The sequence below is a fragment of the Streptomyces sp. CG4 genome (genome assembly GCF_041080655.1).
In the GTDB taxonomy this organism is placed as follows: domain Bacteria; phylum Actinomycetota; class Actinomycetes; order Streptomycetales; family Streptomycetaceae; genus Streptomyces.
Map to the genome: position 1 here is coordinate 4,501,133 of NZ_CP163525.1, position 19,156 is coordinate 4,520,288.

The following is a 19,156-nucleotide window of genomic DNA, read 5'->3' on the forward strand; positions in this document are numbered from 1 at the left end:
GCGTACGGGGGGTGCGGCATGACGGACATCCTGCTCGCGGCGATCGTCCTGCTCGGCGCGAGCGTGCAGTGGCTGACCGGCATGGGCTTCGCCCTGGTCGCCGTACCGGCGCTGGTGCTGCTGCTCGGCCCCGCCGACGGGGTGGTGCTCGCCAACTGCGCGGCCGGCGCCATCAGCGTCGTGGGCCTGGCGGGCGGCTGGCGGCGGGTCCGGCCGGCGGCGATGGTGCCACTGTGTCTGGCGGCCGCCTGCACGGTCCCGGCGGGCGCCTGGACGACGCGCCAACTCCCGCGACCCGTCCTGCTGTTGGCGACGGGGGCACTGGTGACGGCGGCCGTCCTGCTCGTGCTGCGCGGCGCCCGGGTCCCGGCCCTCAAGGGCGGCACGGGAGCGGTGACGGCGGGAGCGCTGGGCGGCTTCATGAACACGGCGGCGGGCGTGGGCGGCCCGCCGGTGTCCCTCTACGCACTCAACGCGGGCTGGACGGTACGGGAGTTCGTCCCCAACGCGCAGTTCTACGGTGTCGCCGTCAACGCCTTCTCCGTCGCCGCGAACGGCACGCCCCGGCTGACCGGGCCCCAGTGGGCGGTCGTCGGCGCGGCGATGACGACCGGCGCCCTGATCGGCAACGCGGTCGCCGCCCGCATCCCCGAGCGCCGCGCCCGCCACCTGGTCCTCGCGCTGGCCCTGGCGGGCGGCGCCACGGCGATGACGAAGGGCCTGTGGGGGATGTGGCTCAGTCGCTGAACTCCTTGAGCCAGCAGGCCGTCCGGGCGAGCCCGGCCATTCCGAACAACCAGGCGATGATGCCCCTCGGCTCCATGGTGCCCGGACCGGCACGTCCTGCACGCTCACACGCCCTCCCAAAGCGCCTTGCCGGCAGGAGTGCGCAGACCGCCCGCCGCCCGCACCCGGGCCGCCCAGGCGTGCACGTCCACGGCGCTGGAGACCGGCCCGGCCAGAAGCATCTCCGGCAGGGACGGGATCGGCTCGCCGTCGGGCGTGTCAGCCCGAGTTCCACCCGGCACGGGCGGCACACGCCACCGACGATCTCCACGGTCCGCTCGTCGGCGTCGCACGTGATGCAGGCCAGGAGCACCCGGTCGATCCGGGCGCGGAGCGGGGCCTTCTTCTGGCGCACCTTGGACTTCTTCGGGGGCATCTTCTTCTCCAGTCGCTTGCGGGCGAGACCGCCCGGATTGGTGACCTCGGACGGGAGTCCGCCGGTGAGGGCGCGGGTGATGTCCTGGGGCGTCGAGCCACGCGACAGCCACTCCGCGGCAAGGGATTCGAGGGACCGGCAGTCGGATTCGGACAGCGGCATACGGGGGTCTGTGCCATGGAGTTCCGCGAGAGCCTGGTAGGCCGCACTGGGCCGAGGCTCGCCATCCGGCTCCTGGTCGGCCTCGGCCTGACCGACGGGCTCGGACGGACCGACGGGCTCGGCCTCCTCGACCCGGGCCAGCCCCGGCTCATAGCCGTCGGTCACGATCCTGCCATTGCGCGCCCGGGCGAACTCTTCCCACCAGGCCGCCGACCTGCGCGTACGCGACCAGTAGGTCCGCGTGACCCAGCGCATCGAGTTGTCCTCGACGGTGATGTGCTCCCGGATCTGATGCAGGTGTCCGACATGACTCGTCACGCCTCACATGTCACTCCCAACTGGTGGGAAGCCAGGAGCAGATGACCGAAAACGCCGATCAAGCCGCCCCTGCGGCCCGATCGCCGTACTCGATGGTCACAGTGATCCGGGCCCCGAGAGCCTGTGCGTACATCCGCATGGTCTCCAGATTGTGGATCTCACCCCGCTCGATCTGGGAAACCCGGGCCTGGGAGATGCCCACCACCTTGGCCACCTCCGCCTGTGTCAGCCCCTGTTCCTCCCGGATCTCCCGAAGGTGGTGACCAACCACGTATGCCTCGGTCGCCGTTCGAGCCACCTGCTTACGGGACTCCCACTCGGCGTCGGACACCTCAGGCTGGTTCTCCCGCAGCCGCCGCTTGACCTCTGCCCAGCTGCTGTACCGGCTCATCGAGTCCTCCCGTCCTTTTCTGCCTCGTCGGCGACCGCCAGGTACTCCAGGTACTCGTCGTAGCGGGCTTCGGCAACCGGGATCGCCTCGCGGTACCACTCCCGCCAGCGACCCGACTTGTCTCCGGCGACCAGCAGGATCGCCTCCCGCCTGGGGTCGAAGACGAACAGAATCCGCACTTCCGTGCAGGGTGGAGGTTGATCTCCCAGTTCATGCTCCGCATCTGAGCGTACGGCGCCTACCGGCAGAAGGGAATCCTTATATGTTCAGCTCAACGGGTGAATCCACCCATCCTCTGCGCTGGGCGGACTCGCCCCTACTTCCCCCGCTGGATCCCCAGCGGTGCGCCGATCTCCTCCGCCATCACGCGGCCCGCCTCGAACTCCAGGGTCTCGTCGCCCATGGTGGCCTGGTCGGTGTCGAGGCCGTCGAGCTCTTCCAGGGGCTGGTTGAGGCGGACGTGGATGAGGACCGACTGCAGAGCGCGCAGCACGGCGGAGGCCGTCGGGCCCCAGTTGGAGAAGTACGAGAACTGCCACCACCACAGGGCCTCCGTGGTGCGGCCGGAGCGGTAGTGGGCCATGCCGTGGCGCAGGTCGGTGATGACGTCGGCCAGGTCGTCGGAGATACGCGCCGGGACCGGGGCCTTGCGCGGCTCGTACGGGTCGAAGACCTCGGAGTAGACGTCGACCGGGTCGAGCAGGCGGGCCAGGTTCTCGCGGAGTTCGTCCACGTCCGGCTCGGGGCCCAGATCGGGCTCGTAGCGCTCCTCGGGGACGATGTCCTCGTGCGCGCCGAGGCGGCCGCCGGCCAGCAGCAGCTGGGAGACCTCCAGGAGGAGGAAGGGCACGGTCGAGCCGGGCTCGTCGCCCCTCGCCACCTCCGTGACGGCCACCAGGAAGCTCTCGACCTGGTCCGCGATCTGGACCACGAAATCGTCCGGGTTCTGAGCGGTCGCGTGCAGTGTGGCGTCAGACATCTAGGAGTCGTCTCCCCTCGAAGGCGCGGCCGAGAGTGACCTCGTCCGCGTATTCCAGGTCGCCACCCACCGGGAGGCCGCTGGCCAGGCGGGTGACCTTCAGGCCCATGGGCTTGATCATGCGGGCGAGGTACGTCGCCGTCGCCTCGCCCTCCAGATTCGGGTCCGTGGCCAGGATCAGTTCCGTGACCGTCCCGTCGGCCAACCGCGCGAGAAGTTCTCGTATACGCAGGTCGTCGGGACCGACGCCCTCGATCGGGCTGATGGCGCCGCCGAGGACGTGGTAACGCCCGCGGAACTCGCGGGTGCGCTCGATGGCGACGACGTCCTTCGGCTCCTCCACCACGCAGATGACCGAGGGGTCACGGCGCGGGTCACGGCAGATGCCGCACAGTTCCTCCTGCGCCACGTTGCCGCACGTCGCACAGAAGCGGACCTTCGCCTTGACCTCGATGAGCGCCTGCGCGAGCCGCTTCACGTCCGTCGGCTCGGCCTGCAGGATGTGAAAGGCGATCCGCTGCGCGCTCTTGGGACCGACGCCGGGCAGCCGCCCCAGCTCGTCGATGAGGTCCTGGACCACGCCTTCGTACACCGGAATGCCCTTCCTGGAGACCTTTCGGTACGTACCGTAGTTGGCCCGGCCTCAGAACGGCAGACCGGGGATGCCGGTGCCGCCGCCGAGGCCCTGGGCCAGCGGGCCGAGCTTCTGCTGCTGGAGCGACTGCGCGTTCTCGTTGGCCGCCTGTACGGCTGCGACGATCAGGTCGGCGAGGGTCTCGGTGTCCTCCGGGTCCACGGCCTTCGGGTCGATCTTCAGCGCCCGCAGCTCACCGGCACCGGTCACGGTGGCCTGCACCAGACCGCCGCCCGCCTGCCCGTCGACCTCCGTGTTCGCCAGTTCCTCCTGCGCCCGCTGGAGATCCTGCTGCATCTTCTGGGCCTGCTGGAGCAACTGCTGCATGTTGGGCTGGCCACCACCGGGGATCACGATCAGCTCCTCTACGTTCTTCTCCTTGAGCATGAGCCTACGTGGTCCACGGCCCCGTCGCCCCGCCACTCTTTCGAGTGAGAAGTCCAGCAGGCCTATACCTGATCAAGACCCTCTTCCGGGCGGAAAAGCTGGGAAAGTTCCTTCTTCGCCACCCATTGGGCGGTAGGAAGGATGCCGCGCGTCGGAAAGCTGTGTCACGCTGCGTGACCGGTCGTGATCAGTGATCAGTTGGGAGTGCCGGGTGGGTCAGCCGGAGATGCAGCCCGAGGGTCCGCCACAGGACGGGCGGGGCGAGGGTGCGGCCGGGCTGCGGCCGGGCGATCTGATCGGGCGGGCCTTTCCGCTCGGGGACTGGGGGGAGCCCGCCGAGCGGCTCGACGAGCTGTACCGGTGGGTGGAGCGCGGGGCGCTGGACACGGCGTCCTGGTATCTGCGGGACCGGGTGTGGAAGCGGCGCGGCGCCCGTGCGTTGCGGTCGGCCGCGGCGGCGGGCGCGGTGGCCGGTGCCGCGCTGCCACTGCTGGACCTGGCGGGCGCGGCCCGCGGGGTGGCGCCGTGGGGCTGTCTGGCGCTGCTGATCGCGGTCTCCTGCGTCGGCGTCGACCGGTTCTTCGGCGTGACGTCGGGCTGGATGCGGGACGTGGCCACGGCGCAGGCGGTGCAGCGCCGTCTTCAGGCGTTGCAGTACGACTGGGCCTCCGAGAGCATCCGGGAGGTGCTGGGCCCGGCGGAGGGCACGGCGAGCGAGGCGGCGGACCGGTGCCTCGGAGTCCTGCGCCGCTTCTCGGAGGACATCACGGAACTGGTCCGCACGGAGACCACCGACTGGATGGTGGAGTTCCGCACCGGGGCGGCACCGCTCGGGATCCAGGCGGCGGCGACGTACGTGCCACGGCAGGAGGCGGGCGGCTCCGGGGGCCGTTCCCCCCTGCCCCCGGCGAACGGAACCCGCCCGAACATGCCGCGCCAGCGACCGCCGGAGCCCCGCTAGGCCAGGTCCCGCCAGGCAGGTCGGGGGGCGGGGTTTCGCCTGCCCGCGCCGACGGGGTCAGGATTGCTTGGTGTACGTCAGGCTCTCCTCGCCGCCCGCCTTCGCCCGCTTCAGCCTGCCGCCCGGCAGCAGCGTGACCACGGTGGCCTCGCCCGGGGTGCAGGAGGAGGCGGGTTCACCGCTGGTGACGGTGGACGGTCCCATCTCCAACGAGCCGTTGGCGCCCGGCTGTTGGGCGAGCTTTGCGGCGAAGACACAGTGGTACGTGCCACCGTCCTCCGTCGGCCCGTCCGCGACCAGCGTCAGCACGCTGTCGCCCACCTGGCCCTGCCGGATGGTCAGTTGGCGGGTGTTGTTCCCGTTGGTGTTGTCGATCGCCGTCCGCCAGGTGCCCAGGTAGCCGCCCGGGACGACCCCGTCCGTGGACGCGGACGAGGAGGAGGCCGAGCCGGACGGCGTGGACGAGGTGGGGTCGGGTGCCCCCGAGGTCCCGTCACCGGCACCCCCGGAGTCGGCGTGGGGTGCGGAACTGCTCCGCCCGTCCCCCTCGGCCTGGCCACCGCCCCTGTTGTTCATCAACGCATACACCGAGCCGCCGGCACCGAGCGCCACGACCAGCGCGACCACGACGAGCAACACGGTGGACCGCCCGTTACGCCGCTCCACCTCCGGCACGGGCCCGTAGGCCGGCGTGGACCCGAGTCCGCCGCCGTAGGAGGGATACGACGGCGCACCCCCCTGGGGGTGCTGCTGCGCATACCCGAACCCGAACCCGGGAGGGACGGGCGGCACACCCGCCGGAGCCTCCCCCGAAGCAATGGTCGGCAGATATTCGAGACCCCCGGCCGGCGCATCGGAAACAGCAGCATGCTCAGGCGCCCCTTCACGGTCCGCCGCCGAGACACTACGACCGCCACCCGCACCCGAACCTGCACCCGCCGCCGACGGCTGTACGGGTGGTGCGGGCGGGAACCCGGGCCCGGCCGGAGGCCAGCTGCCCCCCAACGCACCCGCACCCGCAGACGGAGACAGAGGCGGAGACGGAGACGAGGACGAAGACGAAGACGAACCATCCCCCTCCGGATCCTCGATCTCCAGCAACTGCACGGCATGCCGCCCGAGTTGAGCCACCAGCATCCCCGGCAGCCAAGGGTCCCGAGACCGCCCCCCGGACACGGTGTCCTCCGCCCCGGTCCGCTCGAGCAACGCGTCCAGCGAAGGCCGGGCCCCCGGATCCTTGCGCAAGCAATCCCGCACCAGGTCGGCGATCCCCTCCGGCACCCCCGACAGATCCGGCTCCTCCTGGGCGATCCGGAACATCAACGCGTGCACCCCGCTGTTGGCGGACCCGAAGGGCATCGCCCCCGTCGCCGCATAGGCGAGCACGGACCCGAGGCAGAACACGTCGCACGCCGGCGTGATCCCGTCCCCCCGCACCTGCTCGGGCGCCATGAACCCCGGCGACCCGACCAGCGACCCGGTCCGGGTCAGCCCCTCCTCGCCCAGCGAGGTCGTCTCCAGCGCCCGCGCGATCCCGAAGTCGATCACGCGCGGCCCGTCGATCGTCACGAGCACGTTCGACGGCTTCAGGTCCCGGTGCACGATTCCCGCCGCATGGATGTCCTTCAGCGCATGCGCGAGCCCCGCCGCGAGGATCCGTACCGACCGCTCGGGCAGCGCCCCGTGATCGTGGCCCACGACCTGCTGCAGGCTCGGCCCGGCGACGTACCCCGTGGCCACCCACGGCACCGCCGCCTCGGTGTCGGCGTCGAGCACGGGCGCGGTCCAGTACCCGCCGACCCGCCGCGCGGCCTGCACCTCCTGCCGGAACCGCGCCCGGAACTCCTCCTGCGCGGCGAGTTCCTCGCGGACCAGTTTCACGGCGACGGTACGGCCCCGCTCCGACCGGGCCAGATATACGTGCCCCATGCCGCCCGCGCCCAGCCGCGCCAGCAGCCGGTAGCCGCCGATATGCGGCGGATCCCCCGCCCCCAGCTTCTCCATGACCCGCCCCGCCTTCCCCCCGTACGCCCCAAGCATCCCGTACGCGCCCAACAGCCACGCATAGGTGTACGACGGACGAGGATAATCCGGCCCCACGGGGGCGTCGCGCGGCCCGGCGCCTACGGTTCAGTAACGGGCTCGCCCAGTTCGTCCAGCACGGCCGCAAGCCGCTCCAACACCCGTACGGTCTCGGCCAGTTCATCCTCACCCAGCGCCGCCGCCAGCCGCCCGGCGAAGGCCGCGTGCCCTGGGCCGATCCGCGCGATCGCCGCCCGCCCTTCCTCCGTGGGCGCGAGGAGTTTCGCCCGCCGATGGGCCGGATTCGGCCGGTACTCGGCGAGCCCCCGCCCGACCAGCAGATCGGCGACGCGCTGCACGCTCTGCCGGGTGATGCCCATGACGCGTGCGATGCCCGCCACCGACAGCGGCCCGGGCAGCACCGCACCCAGCACCTGCCACCAGGCAGCGGTGAGCCACCGGGCCAGTTCCTCGGCGTCGGAGTCGTGGTAAAGCGGGTACCAGGCGTCCAGCGCCTCCCCCTCGTACCCCCCGAGCAGCCGGAAGACCTCCCGGGCGAAGGCGACGGGTTCGGTGGGCCCGGCGGTGATCAGGCCGCCGTCGGTCACCGCGTCCGTCTCGACGTACCGGTCGCCCCCGGCGTAGTCGGAAGCGCCCGCCAGGTAGTACGGGCTCGCGCTGGTGTGGGCGCGGTCGTCCAGCAGCCCCTCGCGGGCGAGGCCGGCGGTGGCGCCGCAGATCCCGGCGACCGGGACACCGGCGTCGAGGAAGGCGCGGGCGGTGCGGGCGAAGGGCGCGAGGTCGTCGGTGGCGTCCCAGAGGTCGGCGCCCGGCAGGATCAGCAGGGAGCTGTCCTCGGGGCGCAGTTCCCCGAGCGCTAGGTCCGGCTGGATGCGCAGCCCACCGATGCTGACGACGGGCTCCCGGCTCGGTCCCACGTTCAGGACCTCGTACCCGGCCAGGACCTCGTACCCGGCTCGGGCGAGACAGGACAGCACCCTGTCGATACCGCCGCAGTCGATCTCCTTGGACAACCTGTCGCGGAAACCCCCCGTCCACAGAACAAGACGCCGATAGGCCTTCCGCATCGCGGACATTTACGCTCGCCGCATGACCCCTCAGCCCAACCCCGACGCCGGCGCCGCAGTGAAGGCCGCGGACCGTGCGCACGTCTTCCACTCCTGGTCCGCGCAGGACCTCATCGACCCGCTCGCCGTCGCCGGCGCCGAGGGGTCGTACTTCTGGGACTACGACGGCAAGCGGTACCTGGACTTCACCAGCGGGCTCGTCTACACGAACATCGGCTACCAGCACCCGAAGGTCGTCGCGGCCATCCAGGAGCAGGCGGCCACGATGACGACCTTCGCGCCCGCCTTCGCGATCGAGGCGCGCTCGGAGGCGGCCTGGCTGATCGCCGAGCGGACCCCCGGCGACCTGGACAAGATCTTCTTCACCAACGCCGGCGCGGACGCCGTCGAGCACGCGGTGCGCATGGCCCGGCTGCACACGGGCCGCCCGAAGGTGCTCTCGGCCTACCGCTCGTACCACGGCGGTACCCAGCAGGCCATCAACATCACCGGCGACCCGCGCCGCTGGGCGAACGACGGCGCCGCGGCCGGTGTCGTCCGCTTCTGGGCGCCGTTCCTGTACCGCTCCCGCTTCTACGCGGAGACGGAAGAGCAGGAGACCGCGCGGGCGCTGGAGCACCTGGAGACGACGATCGCCTTCGAGGGGCCGGGCACGGTCGCGGCGATCATCCTGGAGACCGTCCCCGGCACGGCCGGGATCATGGTCCCGCCGCCCGGCTATCTGGCCGGTGTCCGGGAGATCTGCGACAAGTACGGCATCGTCTTCATCCTGGACGAGGTCATGGCCGGCTTCGGGCGCACGGGCGAGTGGTTCGCCGCCGATCTCTTCGGTGTCGTACCCGACCTGCTGACCTTCGCCAAGGGCGTGAACTCGGGCTACGTCCCGCTCGGCGGCGTCGCGATCTCCGAGAAGATCGCCGAGACCTTCGGCAAGCGGCCCTACCCCGGCGGTCTGACCTACTCCGGGCACCCGCTGGCCTGCGCCGCCGCCGTCGCCACGATCAACGTGATGGCGGAGGAGGGCGTGGTCGAGAACGCCAGGCGGCTCGGCGAGGGCGTCGTCGGCCCGGCCCTGGCCGAGCTGGCCGAGCGGCACCCGAGCGTCGGCGAGGTGCGCGGGGTCGGCATGTTCTGGGCGCTGGACCTGGTGAAGAACCGCGAGACCCGTGAACCGCTGGTGCCGTACAACGCGACCGGCGAGGCGAACGCCCCCATGGCCGCGTTCGCCGCCGCCGCCAAGCAGCACGGCGTATGGCCCTTCGTGAACATGAACCGGACCCATGTGGTGCCGCCGTGCACGGTCACGGAGGCCGAGCTGAAGGAGGGCTTCGCCGCCCTGGACGCCGCGCTGACCGTGGCCGACGCGTACACGGCGTAGGACACCGCGTAGGACACCCCGTAGGACACCGCGCAACCGGACAGCGGCTGCCGCCGGGCAGACTCGAACGCGTAAGGTGACGTGCTCGTAAGCAAGAAGTGGGCGAGTACGTCAGCTACGCGTGAGGAGACTCCGACGATGCCCGGCAACGGTGCCGTGACGCGCAGCACGCTGCGCCAGCAGATCGCGGACGCGCTCCGTGACGAGGTGCTGGCGGGACGGCTGCGACCGGGCCGGGCGTTCACGGTCAAGGAGATCGCCGACCAGTACGGCGTCTCCGCCACACCCGTCCGCGAGGCGCTGGTCGACCTGTCCGCGCAGGGCATCCTGGAGGCCGACCAGCACCGCGGCTTCCGGGTGCCGGAGTACACCCTCACCGACTACCGGAACATGATCGAGGCCCGCAGCCTGGTCACCGACGGCATGTTCCAGGCCCTCGGCAGCGGCCACCCCGCCTTCCGCACCCCGCCTCAGGACCCGCGCACGACCGCGGCCCTGGCCACCGTGCGCCGCCGCGGCGAGGAGGCCCAGCGGGCGGCGACGGCCGGCGACCTCACCATACTCATCGGCTACGACCTCCGCTTCTGGCGCGAGCTGAGCGCCTTGTTCGGCAACCCCTACCTCGGCGACTTCCTCGACCGGCTGCGCATGCAGTCCTGGGTGTGCGCGGTGCAGCATCTGCTGCGCGTGCCCGACCTGCGCGGCCGGCTGTGGGCCGGGCACACGGACCTGGTCGACGCGCTGGCCCGGCGCGAGGCCGACACCGCCCGCTCGATCGTCGCCGCCTCCAACGCCCACTCGCTGGCGCTGCTGGAACACCTGGCCGGTAGCTGAGCGGCCGAAGGGGTATGGGACCCGCACCGCACCGATTACGCTTCCCGGACCACCTTCTGTGTGTGAGGAGCCCTCTTTGGCCTGTGACCTGTGGCTGGTACCGCTCGTGGACGTCTTGTGCCACACCCCGGACAACCCGTTCGCCGAAGAACTCGCTCAGTACAACAACGCGCTGACGGCGGCCGGACTGCCCCCGGTGCCGGTGTACCAGTACATGCCGGGCCTGTCCGGCGAGGTCGCCCCCGTGGCCGGCTTCGACTACGACGCCCTGCACTTCCTGCGCCGCGTCTATCTCCTCCAGGTGTGCGGGCTGCCGGTGACCCCGGTGGACGAACTGGGCGGAGACTACGAGCAGTTGCTGGAGATGTTCGAGTCCACGGCGCAGCAGTCCCACCTGGTCTGGCACTACGACCACGCGGGCGCGTACGTCCCGGTCGACTTCCCGCAGCCGCTGTCCAACGACGACCTGCTGGCGGGCGGCGGCCCGCTGGGCTCCTCGCAGACGCTGCTGCGGGAGCTGGAGTACGTCGCCCCGACGATCGGCATCGACCCGGCCAACCCCCCGGCGGCCCCGGCGCCGCCCACGGCCCCCACGGAACTGGAGGAACCGGCCGTCCCGGCGCCGTACGACCCGAGCCCCTTCGCCCGCGAACGGCATGTGTGGCTGGGTCTGCACGCGGCCGCGACCCGTTCCCTGGCCCAGGGCTCGATGATCGTCTTCAGCTGAGCCCCGCCTCTGGCCTGGTGTGATTTCACCCACCTGTTCTTGTCGTGGGGGAAATGCACACCTACGTTCGGTGACATGTCCCCCGACGACTCCCCCGACGACCCCGCCTTCGACTTCACCGTCGACCTCAGCGCCCACGAGATGCTCCGGCGCACCCACGTCGTGGCCGCTCTGGGCCCCGACTGGGACCCCGCGGCGGCGCTCCGTGGCGAGGAGGAGGCTCGGGCGCTGCTCTACTCCGGCCTGGACGCGGAGCAGCAGCGGATCTACGACGAACTGGTGGCGGCCGGCGTACTCCCCGCGGGACCCGGCGATGCTGCCGCTTGATCCGCAGGCCGACACGGGACGGCGCGCCTGGGGGGTGGACTGCCCTGAGTGCGACGACCGGCGCGGGTGGCGCTACCTGCTGTCCAACACCGGCAGCCTGCTGCACCTGCAGTGTCCGGCGTGCCACCACGTCTGGTCGCACGAGACGCACTTCGGCGCCACCCGCCAGGCGCCCTGACGGTCAGAAGACCGGCGTGCCGTTCTGCGTGAGCTTCCAGTTGGTGACCGCGAAGTCCGCCGGGTTCAGCGTCTTCTTCGCCGTGACGTAGTCGATCATCAGCTGGCGGATCTCGTTCGTCGAGCTGTAGGCGTTCGGCGCCGAGGCGATGTGCGGGTAGCCGGAACCGCCGTTCGCGCGGTAGTTGTTCACCGCCACGACGAAGACCTGGTCGTCGGCGACCGCCTTGCCGTTGTAGCTGACGTTCTTGATCCTCGACCCCTCCGGCTGGGCGATGTCGATCTCGTAGTCGACGCCCGCCGCCGTGTCGTACATGTAGTCCCAGAACTTGTTGGCGTTGGTGAGGGTCGCCGTGTCGACCTTCGTGCCGGCCGGCACCTGGTGGTAGTACTTCGCCGCGAACTCCAGGTAGTCCTTGAGCTGGGCGCCCGTGAGCTTCTTGCCGTACAGGGTGTTGTCGTAGATGTAGAGGCCGGCGATGTCCTTGATGGTGACGTTGCCCTGGGGGATGTCCGCCGTGCGGGAGAAGGGCGCGGCCACGGAGATCAGCGGGAGGGCGGCATCGGCCGTGGACAGGCCCGCCTTCACGCTCTCCATCTGGACCTTGTGGATGAAGTCCATGATCGGCACGTCCTTCCAGCAGGAGTCCGCCGCCGAGAGGTCCGCGGTGCAGGTGCCGACCGCCGTGTTCACGTACTTCACGACCAGCTCGTGGTCGGCCTCCAGGAGCCGCTTGATCTCCGGGTCCTCGCCCACCGTGTTGGGGTTGAGGGTCTGCGCCTTCTTGCTCGTCACCTTCCACTGCCCGTGGTGCAGTTCGAGCTCGAAGTCGAAGACGCTGAGCCGGAAGCCCCAGCAGTACGGCTCGGAGAGCAGGACTTCCTCGCCGGTCTCCGCGTTCTTGACCGTGTAGGAGGGGACCTCGACGTGCGTGTGGCCGACCAGGATCGCGTCGATGCCCGGCACCTGCTCGGCGACGAGGTTCGACGCGTTCTCGACGTACGGGAGTTGGTCGCCGTACGAGGACGAGCCGTCCAAGCCCGAGTGGTCGGTCAGGAAGACGACGTCGCAGCCCAGCGCGCGCAGCCTCGGCACGTACTTCTTCGCCTGCTCGACCAGCCCGGGGAAGACCATCTTCCCGCTGACGTTGTCCTTGTCCCACAGCGCGATGCCGGGGTTGGTGAGACCGAGGATGCCGACCTTGATGTCGGGCGCGCCGGGGACCCGGATCCGCTTGACGGTGTACGGGTGGAAAGCGGGGCGCAGGGTCTTCGCGTCCAGGGCGTTGGCGCCGAGCAGCGGGAAGTGGCACTGGCTCTCGAACTTGCGCAGCGTCTCGATGCCGTAGTTGAACTCGTGGTTGCCGAGGGCGGCGGCGTCGTAGCGCATGTGGTTCATGGCCACGGCCATCGGGTGCTTGGGGCCCTTCTTGCCGCCGGTGCCCGTGATGGGGTCGACGCGCGCGAAGTAGTAGGCGAGGGAGGTGCCCTGGATGATGTCGCCGGCGTCGACGAGCAGGACGTGGTCCTCGCCCTTCGCCTCGCGCTGCTGCTTGATGAGGGTGGCCACGCGCGCGACGCCCACCGAGTTGCCGGCCTTGTCGCTGTAGGCGGCGTCCTTGTAGTAGTCCCAGTCGAAGACGTGGCTGTGCAGGTCGGTCGTGCCGAGGATGGAGAACGACCAGGTGCGAGGAGGGCAGTCCCGCTGCTGCTCGGCCGCCTGCGCGGGGGCCGCCGCGACGGTTCCCGCGGCGGCGACGGCCGCGCCGGTGGCGGCCGTCTTCTTCACGAACTCCCGGCGGTTCATGGGACTGAGGGGCATTCGAGGCTCCTGGAAGGGCTGGAGTGAGGAGATGTGAGGAGGTGCAGTGCGCGTGCCCGTGCGGGGGCTACCCGCGTAGATGCTTGCCTCACTCCGGTTCGCTGAGAACCAGGAAAAACCCAAGGGACGGTCAAGGAAGTTCATGTCCATGACCAGTCCGGGCCGAGTTCACCGGCCATTAACCGCCGTAGCGCCAGAGCTGGTTGATGCGCCGGCTGCCGTCGTCAGCGGCGGCCGATGAGCCTGATCTCCGGCGGCCACAGCATCCTGCTCGCCATCAGCAGGGTGAGGCCGAGATGCGCGGGACACACGCGGAGCGGGAGACAGCTGGTACCGGGCGACCTCGAAGACAGCGGGGTCGGAGCAGTCCGTACCGTGGGCGTCGTCGCCATCACCGCCGTACGGTCCCCGACACCGTGCGTTCCGGTGGACGCTCATACGTCCATTGTCCATCGGGCACGATGGAAGGCGGCCCGCCCGTCACCCCGACAAGTCCCCCATCCATACCCGTCTCCCCAGTTCATCCAGTTCCATCTTCAACCGACGGCACTCGGGGAGGGCTCTACTGAGCAGCCGCCAGTACTCGGGGCCGTGACCGGATACACGTGCATGTGCAAGTTCATGTGCAACGACATAGTCGACGAGGTGGATCGGCAGTTGGAAGGTTGCCCAGTGGAGCGAGATCGCGCCACAGTCATCCGTTCCGCCACGATAGCTACCCCACCGGTGCCCCAGATCCCGCACCCGAACAGAGGCTTCTGGGACATCCATCCGAGCCGCCCATGGCTGGAGTCGTCCCCGCACCCAACGCTGCCCGGCCCGGACGTACCAGTCGGCGAGTGCTTTCTTCGCGAGGACCGGATCGGCAGCGACGGAGCCATCCATACGCAGCCGTCCCGCCACGAGCCTTACAGCGGGTGCCGCAGCCGAGCCGCCAGGATTCCTATCCCCGTCCTTCTCGTCATCGACGACGAGGAGCCGGTAGTCCCGCCCCAGGTAGCGATGGATCTCCCCGTCGCGGAGAGCACGCGCGGGATGCAGCTGACGGCGCTCGTCACTGAGACGGGTCTTGTCGCCGATCCACCCCCCGCTGTCCCGGACAAACTGTTCAGCCCGCCGGATGCTGCACCCTTGGGGAACGTGCAGGGTCAAAGACCGGTCCCGCTCCACGGTCAGGCCAAGGCGACGCCGCCGTGAGCTGATGCGGACACACAGCTCACGTCCATCGACGAGCAGGGGACCGTCTTCGGTGATCGCAGGCTCATCGGAGCAGGCCTGCGAGTCGGGGAGCTGGGCAGCGGTCATGGACTCATTCTTGCCGTGCTTCGGCCCGAAACTCCGCAAGGTGCTCCGTCGCGTACCCCGCGAGTGCCGAAGCAAGACGTTTGACCGCCTCGCGTGCCGCGCCTGAGCCCCGCAGCCCGGATGCCCGCAGCCGCTCGTACAGACGCGCCTCCAACAACGTCACATGACGCTCCCGACCGCCGAACGACGCCAGCCGAACAGTGGTCGTGATCTCGTCGTACACCTCGTCGACCAGGTGACGCAGCCGCTCCGGATGCGCATCCTCCAGGGTCTCGCTCTCCGTCAGCTTCTCGTTGATCAGGACATACAGCCGCTGCTCCATCGGCGACAGATCGGCGACGGCGGGATCGGCCTCCTCCGCCCGCCGGGCTCGCTCGACCAGCGGCAGGAGCTCACGCGAGATCTCCTCCCAGTTCCCGGCGAACTCCTCCAGCACCCGCTCCAGTTCCACGGAAAGCTGCCGGTACACCGGTCGTTCCTCCACGGCCAGGCGCTCTTCCAGGTGGTAGCGCAGGGCCTGCACCTGCTCGGCGGCCGCCTCGCGTACCGGAAGCGTGCCCACCACCTCGTCGAAGTCCGGAGCGAGGATGGAGACGGGCGGGATCTTCTGCTCGATCTCCTGTGCGTGAAGGTGGTCGGCAATCAAGGCGCGCACCTTCCGGCCGTACCCGCGCATCGCGAAGCCACCGCCGGTGTCGTCCCGGTAGTGGCGGCGCACACGCATCTGGAGCACGCTCCACGCCCGGACGTCGGACAGGTAGTCAAGCGCCCCCTCGTGCGGCAGTACACGGTCCACCGCCCCGAGGAAGTCGCCCAGCCGGGTGTCGAAGTCGGCGCGTGTCGTGGGGTCGGCGAGCGCGAGCACGGCGCTGCCGAAAGCCCCGCGTGTCGTGAGGCCTTCCGGATCGATTCCCGCTGCCACGAGGAACTCGCGGACCAGGCCAGCCGCGCGCTTCATCTCCGGGATCTCGTCGGCCATGCTGCGCAGGGAGTCCAGGGCGGGCGGGTTGCCCCGGTAGGCGGCCAGTGTCACGCCGAGATTGTTCAGGACGCCGTAGTAGTCGACGACCAGCCCCTCCCGCTTCCGGCGGGCCGGCCGGTTGACGCGGGCGATCGCCTGGAGCAGTTCGGCATCGCGGATGGGCCGGTCCAGGTAGAGCGCCTGCTCGATGGGGGCGTCGAAGCCGGTGAGCAGCATCGACTTGACGATGAGGAATGCGATGGGTGGCTGCGTCGTATCGCCTGTTCGGTCGCCACCGCCGGATGCGGCACCACCGCCGAAGACAAGATCGCTCCACGGGTTCATATTGCCCTCTGTCCCGGCCGGCACCGGGTCGGGCTCGGCGGGCGGGTAGGTCGCCCAGGGGTTGTCCGGCGGCAGCTGCGGGAAGGGCCGCAGGAAACGGGCGATGTGCTTGCGCTGCTCCTCCGGGTCGGTCCACTCTCGCCACACTCCCTCCTTCTGCTCGGCCCCGGCGGAGATGACCGGTACGAAGTCGATCCGCCGCAGCAGTTCCTGGAACTGCCAGGCCCGCAGCAGGAGCGGTTCCTCGGCCGTGTACGTCTCCGGATTCCTGTCGCGCAGAGCCTCGCGCCTCCCGCTGCGATCGAACTCCGCCACACGAGCCAGCAGTTCGGCCCGCGCGTCCCACAAGGCAGCGCGGTAGAGGACCGCGGCCCGCCGGCTCACCGCGGCGACCTGGGCTTTGAACCCGCCGGTGAGCGGTCCCGTGACGTAGTGCTCCAGCATATTGGCGGCCTTGGCCCGGATCAGCGGCATAGATTCGGCCACGGCCCGTGCGGAGGGCGCGCCGTACTTGTCCCGCACCCGCTCCTGCTGCTTCTCGTCCAGCGGCTCGATCAGGTCCTCGAAGCACTGGTCCAGCCGCTCCTTGTCGCGCACCTCGGCGGTGGTGGCCCGGCCTTCGTAGCGGACCGGCACGACGACGTTGTCGCGCTCGGCCTCGGTCATGCGATACGTATCGAGGAACTCCGGGTCCCCGCCGGGTTCGCTGCTGGGCTCCAGACCGAAGATGCGCCCGGTGTCGGTGAGCCGGCCCTGCATCAGCGGGGTGCCGGTGAATCCGATCCGGGCCGCGTTGGGCAGGGCCTTGCGCAGACAGGCGTGCAGGACGGAGGTGTGCGAGCGGTGGGCCTCGTCGACGAGGACCAGGACCCGGTCCTCGTCGCTGCACTCGGGGAAGATCCGCTCGGCGCGCTTCAGCGTACGTTCGTCCGGCGTGGGGTCGGCGACCTCCTCGGCGCTCTCGCCGGCCTCGACCCGCCGCCTTGCCTGATCGAAGTCCTCGGCCAGCGCCCGGTCCTCACCGTCTGCGGTGTCCCGCCCCTCCCCCGTGGCAGGCGCCAGATCGCCGAGGAACTTCTGGATCGTCGCGAAGATCACAGCTCGCCCGCCGAATCGTCCGGCTCGCTGGAGCAGGTTCTCCAGGTCCGTACGAGAGGTGGCTTCCCGGATCTCGGAACCGCTGAGTGCCACGGCCCGCCGCAACTGTCGCTGGAGGTCGGTACGGTCCGTGACGGCGACGATCGTGATCCCGTTCAGCTCGCGTTCCGTGCTCATATGCAGCCGTCGGGCCAGGAACTGCATGGTGAAGCTCTTGCCGGCGCCCTGGGTGTGCCAGATGACGCCGCCCCGCTCGTCCCGGTCCCCGCCGGTGACCAGGCGGCTCGGCCGGGTGCGCAGCCTCGTCACGATCTTCTCGGTGGCCCGGTACTGCTGATGGCGGCAGACCACCTTGACCGTCTTCGGCTCGGTCGTCGCACGGACGCGACGGTTCGTACTCGTGGTGCCGCTGTCCTCGTCGACCGGCTTCTCGAAGACGTAGTGCCGGACGATGTTGAGGAGGTTGCCGGGCCTGAGGACGATCGCGGTGAGTTTCTGCTGGAGGGTGGGTGCCGCGTCCGGCCCGAGCAGTCCCTGGCCGCGCAGTCCCTGGCGCAGGTCCTCCACACCGTCGTCGCCCGGCCGGTCCGGATCGCCGTAGTCCGGGGTGACACTGCGCCACAGCGCGTAGTGCTGCTCGGCCGAGGAGTACGTGCCGAGCGCGGCGTGCGTTCCGTCGGCGGCCACGAGCAGTTGCGCCGGGACGAACAGGTGCGGCACGCCTCGGGGTGCGCCGGCACCTCGCCGGGTGTCGTCGTCCAGCGGGCGACCGGTGTAGGCCCGCAGGTCGCGGATGGCCTTGCCGAGCGGGTCGGGTATGTCCGGCGACTTGCACTCGATGACGACGAGGGGGATGCCGTTCACGAAGAGGACGAGGTCCAGCACGGATGGCCGCCCGTCCGCGTCGTGCACCCGGAACTGATCGACGACGAGGTAGTCGTTACGGGCCAGGACCTCCTCGCGACCGCCCTCCAGCGCCTCGCGCGACCAGTCGAAGAACTTCGCCTGCATCTGCTTGTCGTCAGGCCCCTGCTGCAGGTGACCGTGCAGCAGGAGCGTGGTGACGTCGCGGTTGGCCTGCGGCAGCGACTGCGCGGACACATGACGGGTGGCGGCACGAAGCGTGGAGACGGCCGCCTCGGTGTGTGCGTCACTCTTCATCCAGGACGAGGACCGGCGCAGAGCGTCCCGCAGTCGCCGCTCCAGCACCACCTCCCGGTAGTCGCCGCGCTCCCCCGCCTCCTTCAGCCGGGCGCCCTCGATGTGCTGCCACCCCATCGCCTTGAGGTGCTCCAGCAGCGGCCGTTCCGCCTCGACCCGCTCGGTCGACTCCCTGACCACTCCGGCAGCCATGCGCCCGCGCCCTCCCCTGCGTCACGGTGAACGTGTGAGGGTCCATTGTGGTCCACGAGGGAGGGGCGCGAGGGTGGTTCGTGCGCTCCTGGACAGCCAGAGCCTTCTCACGGCTCCGGTGGAGGATCGGGCGCAAGGGGTTTCTGGATGTGCGCTGGTGATGTGGCGTCAGCCCAGCCCTGGATCCTCAGACTTCAGCGAAGCAATCCCCCATAGATACCTATGAAGATGAGTTGCGCTCGCCTGAGCGGCAGGGCTACCTTCTTGCCCAACGGATGAGGGGTGGGCGGTTGGGACTCAGGCACCAGCCGCTCCGGGTATCGCTGTGCGCCGGGCGCACGGCGAGAAGTGGGGGTAAGGATGGGCAGCAGCTACGAGGAGCTCCGTACGGCGGTCGCGGCCGACGGCGGTCTGCACGTCGTCACCATGGGCGTGCTGCGCGACATTGAGGGAGCCGGCCGACTGGGCAGCCGGGTACTCGGCACCATCTCCGACAAGTTGAAGTCTCACGGGATGGGGCACATTCCCAAGGACTTGCCCGGCAATCAGGACAGCCCGGTCCGGGTCTACCTGCTCGGGACCCCGATCGCCGACACCGCCGACGCTGTCCAGAACCCGAGTCTCAAGGGTGACGCGATCCTGCGCGGCGCTGGGGACTCCGAGGCGCGGGCTCAGCTCCAGCAGATCCGCGAGATCGTCGGCGTCTAGTCGCACCCGCACTCCGG

At 70.2% G+C, this 19,156-nt stretch carries 17 protein-coding genes and 3 pseudogenes; 8 read left to right on the top strand and 12 right to left on the bottom strand.

Translation table 11 applies throughout. The annotated features are described in order from the left end of the window. Positions 1-18 precede the first annotated feature (18 nt). Complete coding sequence (locus tag AB5L52_RS20425; RefSeq protein WP_351566674.1) at positions 19-747, top strand: sulfite exporter TauE/SafE family protein; 729 nt, start codon at positions 19-21, stop codon at positions 745-747. Here AB5L52_RS20425 and AB5L52_RS20430 read toward each other — a convergent pair. From AB5L52_RS20430 to AB5L52_RS20455, 6 genes and pseudogenes are all read right to left on the bottom strand, one after another. Continuing rightward, positions 737-1,642, bottom strand: coding sequence for a hypothetical protein (locus AB5L52_RS20430; protein WP_369365462.1), 906 nt, complete (start codon positions 1,640-1,642; stop codon positions 737-739). The genes AB5L52_RS20425 and AB5L52_RS20430 overlap by 11 nt on opposite strands. Positions 1,643-1,700: 58 nt before the next feature. Beyond that, positions 1,701-2,033 carry a helix-turn-helix transcriptional regulator gene (locus AB5L52_RS20435; protein ID WP_351025944.1) on the bottom strand — a complete coding sequence of 111 codons (333 nt, stop codon included), beginning with the start codon at positions 2,031-2,033 and terminating at the stop codon, positions 1,701-1,703. Continuing rightward, a pseudogene (locus AB5L52_RS20440) lies at positions 2,030-2,218 on the bottom strand (type II toxin-antitoxin system RelE/ParE family toxin); the annotation flags it as partial. The gene AB5L52_RS20435 and the pseudogene AB5L52_RS20440, both read right to left, overlap by 4 nt. A 131-nt stretch (positions 2,219-2,349) precedes the next feature. Beyond that, positions 2,350-3,012, bottom strand: coding sequence for a DUF5063 domain-containing protein (locus AB5L52_RS20445; RefSeq protein ID WP_351025939.1), 663 nt, complete (start codon positions 3,010-3,012; stop codon positions 2,350-2,352). Continuing rightward, positions 3,005-3,604 carry a recombination mediator RecR gene (gene recR / locus AB5L52_RS20450; RefSeq protein WP_351025937.1) on the bottom strand — a complete coding sequence of 200 codons (600 nt, stop codon included), beginning with the start codon at positions 3,602-3,604 and terminating at the stop codon, positions 3,005-3,007. The genes AB5L52_RS20445 and recR overlap by 8 nt, the downstream gene beginning before the upstream one ends. Positions 3,605-3,655: 51 nt before the next feature. Next, complete coding sequence (locus AB5L52_RS20455; RefSeq protein ID WP_351026212.1) at positions 3,656-4,000, bottom strand: YbaB/EbfC family nucleoid-associated protein; 345 nt, start codon at positions 3,998-4,000, stop codon at positions 3,656-3,658. Positions 4,001-4,244: 244 nt separating this feature from the next. Here AB5L52_RS20455 and AB5L52_RS20460 point away from each other — a divergent pair, with 244 nt between their 5' ends. Next, complete coding sequence (locus AB5L52_RS20460; protein ID WP_351025935.1) at positions 4,245-4,994, top strand: SLATT domain-containing protein; 750 nt, start codon at positions 4,245-4,247, stop codon at positions 4,992-4,994. Positions 4,995-5,051: 57 nt separating this feature from the next. On the opposite strand, the gene AB5L52_RS20465 is transcribed toward AB5L52_RS20460, so the two are convergent. The 3 genes and pseudogenes from AB5L52_RS20465 to AB5L52_RS20475 all read right to left on the bottom strand — a co-directional run. Continuing rightward, a complete protein-coding gene (locus AB5L52_RS20465) occupies positions 5,052-6,998 on the bottom strand; it encodes a serine/threonine-protein kinase (protein WP_369365467.1) in 1,947 nt (648 codons plus the stop codon). A 119-nt stretch (positions 6,999-7,117) separates the two neighbouring features. Further along, a pseudogene (locus tag AB5L52_RS20470) lies at positions 7,118-7,498 on the bottom strand (MarR family winged helix-turn-helix transcriptional regulator); the annotation flags it as partial. Next, a pseudogene (locus AB5L52_RS20475) lies at positions 7,490-7,975 on the bottom strand (DJ-1/PfpI family protein); the annotation flags it as partial. The pseudogenes AB5L52_RS20470 and AB5L52_RS20475, both read right to left, overlap by 9 nt. A 151-nt stretch (positions 7,976-8,126) precedes the next feature. Between AB5L52_RS20475 and AB5L52_RS20480 the strand changes: the two are divergent. The 5 genes from AB5L52_RS20480 (at position 8,127) to AB5L52_RS20500 (ending at position 11,548) form a co-directional block, all read left to right on the top strand. Continuing rightward, on the top strand, positions 8,127-9,482 hold the full coding sequence (locus AB5L52_RS20480; protein WP_369365469.1) for an aspartate aminotransferase family protein: 1,356 nt from the start codon (positions 8,127-8,129) through the stop codon (positions 9,480-9,482). 138 nt (positions 9,483-9,620) lie between these two features. Next, positions 9,621-10,316: a GntR family transcriptional regulator gene (locus tag AB5L52_RS20485; RefSeq protein WP_369365471.1), complete on the top strand. Its 696-nt coding sequence runs from the start codon at positions 9,621-9,623 to the stop codon at positions 10,314-10,316. Between the two features lie 76 nt (positions 10,317-10,392). Continuing rightward, on the top strand, positions 10,393-11,043 hold the full coding sequence (locus AB5L52_RS20490; RefSeq protein ID WP_369365473.1) for a hypothetical protein: 651 nt from the start codon (positions 10,393-10,395) through the stop codon (positions 11,041-11,043). A gap of 75 nt (positions 11,044-11,118) precedes the next feature. After that, positions 11,119-11,370 carry a DUF6400 family protein gene (locus AB5L52_RS20495; RefSeq protein ID WP_369365475.1) on the top strand — a complete coding sequence of 84 codons (252 nt, stop codon included), beginning with the start codon at positions 11,119-11,121 and terminating at the stop codon, positions 11,368-11,370. Beyond that, positions 11,357-11,548 (top strand): hypothetical protein, encoded by a 192-nt coding sequence (locus tag AB5L52_RS20500; RefSeq protein ID WP_351566649.1) that lies wholly within the window; start codon positions 11,357-11,359, stop codon positions 11,546-11,548. Before AB5L52_RS20495 ends, AB5L52_RS20500 begins: the two co-directional genes overlap by 14 nt. A 3-nt stretch (positions 11,549-11,551) precedes the next feature. Here the strand turns inward: AB5L52_RS20500 and AB5L52_RS20505 are convergent, their stop codons facing one another. From AB5L52_RS20505 to AB5L52_RS20515, 3 genes are all read right to left on the bottom strand, one after another. Then, on the bottom strand, positions 11,552-13,369 hold the full coding sequence (locus AB5L52_RS20505) for a bifunctional UDP-sugar hydrolase/5'-nucleotidase (protein WP_369365477.1): 1,818 nt from the start codon (positions 13,367-13,369) through the stop codon (positions 11,552-11,554). 480 nt (positions 13,370-13,849) lie between these two features. Beyond that, positions 13,850-14,674 carry a M48 family metallopeptidase gene (locus tag AB5L52_RS20510; RefSeq protein ID WP_369365479.1) on the bottom strand — a complete coding sequence of 275 codons (825 nt, stop codon included), beginning with the start codon at positions 14,672-14,674 and terminating at the stop codon, positions 13,850-13,852. Positions 14,675-14,678: 4 nt separating this feature from the next. Next, a complete protein-coding gene (locus AB5L52_RS20515; protein ID WP_369365480.1) occupies positions 14,679-18,431 on the bottom strand; it encodes a type I restriction endonuclease subunit R in 3,753 nt (1,250 codons plus the stop codon). 360 nt (positions 18,432-18,791) lie between these two features. Here AB5L52_RS20515 and AB5L52_RS20520 point away from each other — a divergent pair, with 360 nt between their 5' ends. Beyond that, the gene (locus AB5L52_RS20520; RefSeq protein WP_369365482.1) at positions 18,792-19,139 is read left to right on the top strand and encodes a hypothetical protein; all 348 of its coding nucleotides are present in this window, start codon (positions 18,792-18,794) and stop codon (positions 19,137-19,139) included. Positions 19,140-19,156: the final 17 nt, after the last annotated feature.

Coding starts and splice junctions, on each gene's coding strand:
- AB5L52_RS20425 (WP_351566674.1), top strand. CDS start 19: ATGACGGACATCCTGCTCGCGGCGATCGTCCTGCTCGGCGCGAGCGTG.
- AB5L52_RS20435 (WP_351025944.1), bottom strand. CDS start 2,033: ATGAGCCGGTACAGCAGCTGGGCAGAGGTCAAGCGGCGGCTGCGGGAG.
- AB5L52_RS20445 (WP_351025939.1), bottom strand. CDS start 3,012: ATGTCTGACGCCACACTGCACGCGACCGCTCAGAACCCGGACGATTTC.
- AB5L52_RS20465 (WP_369365467.1), bottom strand. CDS start 6,998: ATGGAGAAGCTGGGGGCGGGGGATCCGCCGCATATCGGCGGCTACCGG.
- AB5L52_RS20480 (WP_369365469.1), top strand. CDS start 8,127: ATGACCCCTCAGCCCAACCCCGACGCCGGCGCCGCAGTGAAGGCCGCG.
- AB5L52_RS20485 (WP_369365471.1), top strand. CDS start 9,621: ATGCCCGGCAACGGTGCCGTGACGCGCAGCACGCTGCGCCAGCAGATC.
- AB5L52_RS20495 (WP_369365475.1), top strand. CDS start 11,119: ATGTCCCCCGACGACTCCCCCGACGACCCCGCCTTCGACTTCACCGTC.
- AB5L52_RS20500 (WP_351566649.1), top strand. CDS start 11,357: ATGCTGCCGCTTGATCCGCAGGCCGACACGGGACGGCGCGCCTGGGGG.
- AB5L52_RS20505 (WP_369365477.1), bottom strand. CDS start 13,369: ATGCCCCTCAGTCCCATGAACCGCCGGGAGTTCGTGAAGAAGACGGCC.
- AB5L52_RS20510 (WP_369365479.1), bottom strand. CDS start 14,674: ATGACCGCTGCCCAGCTCCCCGACTCGCAGGCCTGCTCCGATGAGCCT.
- AB5L52_RS20515 (WP_369365480.1), bottom strand. CDS start 18,431: ATGGCTGCCGGAGTGGTCAGGGAGTCGACCGAGCGGGTCGAGGCGGAA.
- AB5L52_RS20520 (WP_369365482.1), top strand. CDS start 18,792: ATGGGCAGCAGCTACGAGGAGCTCCGTACGGCGGTCGCGGCCGACGGC.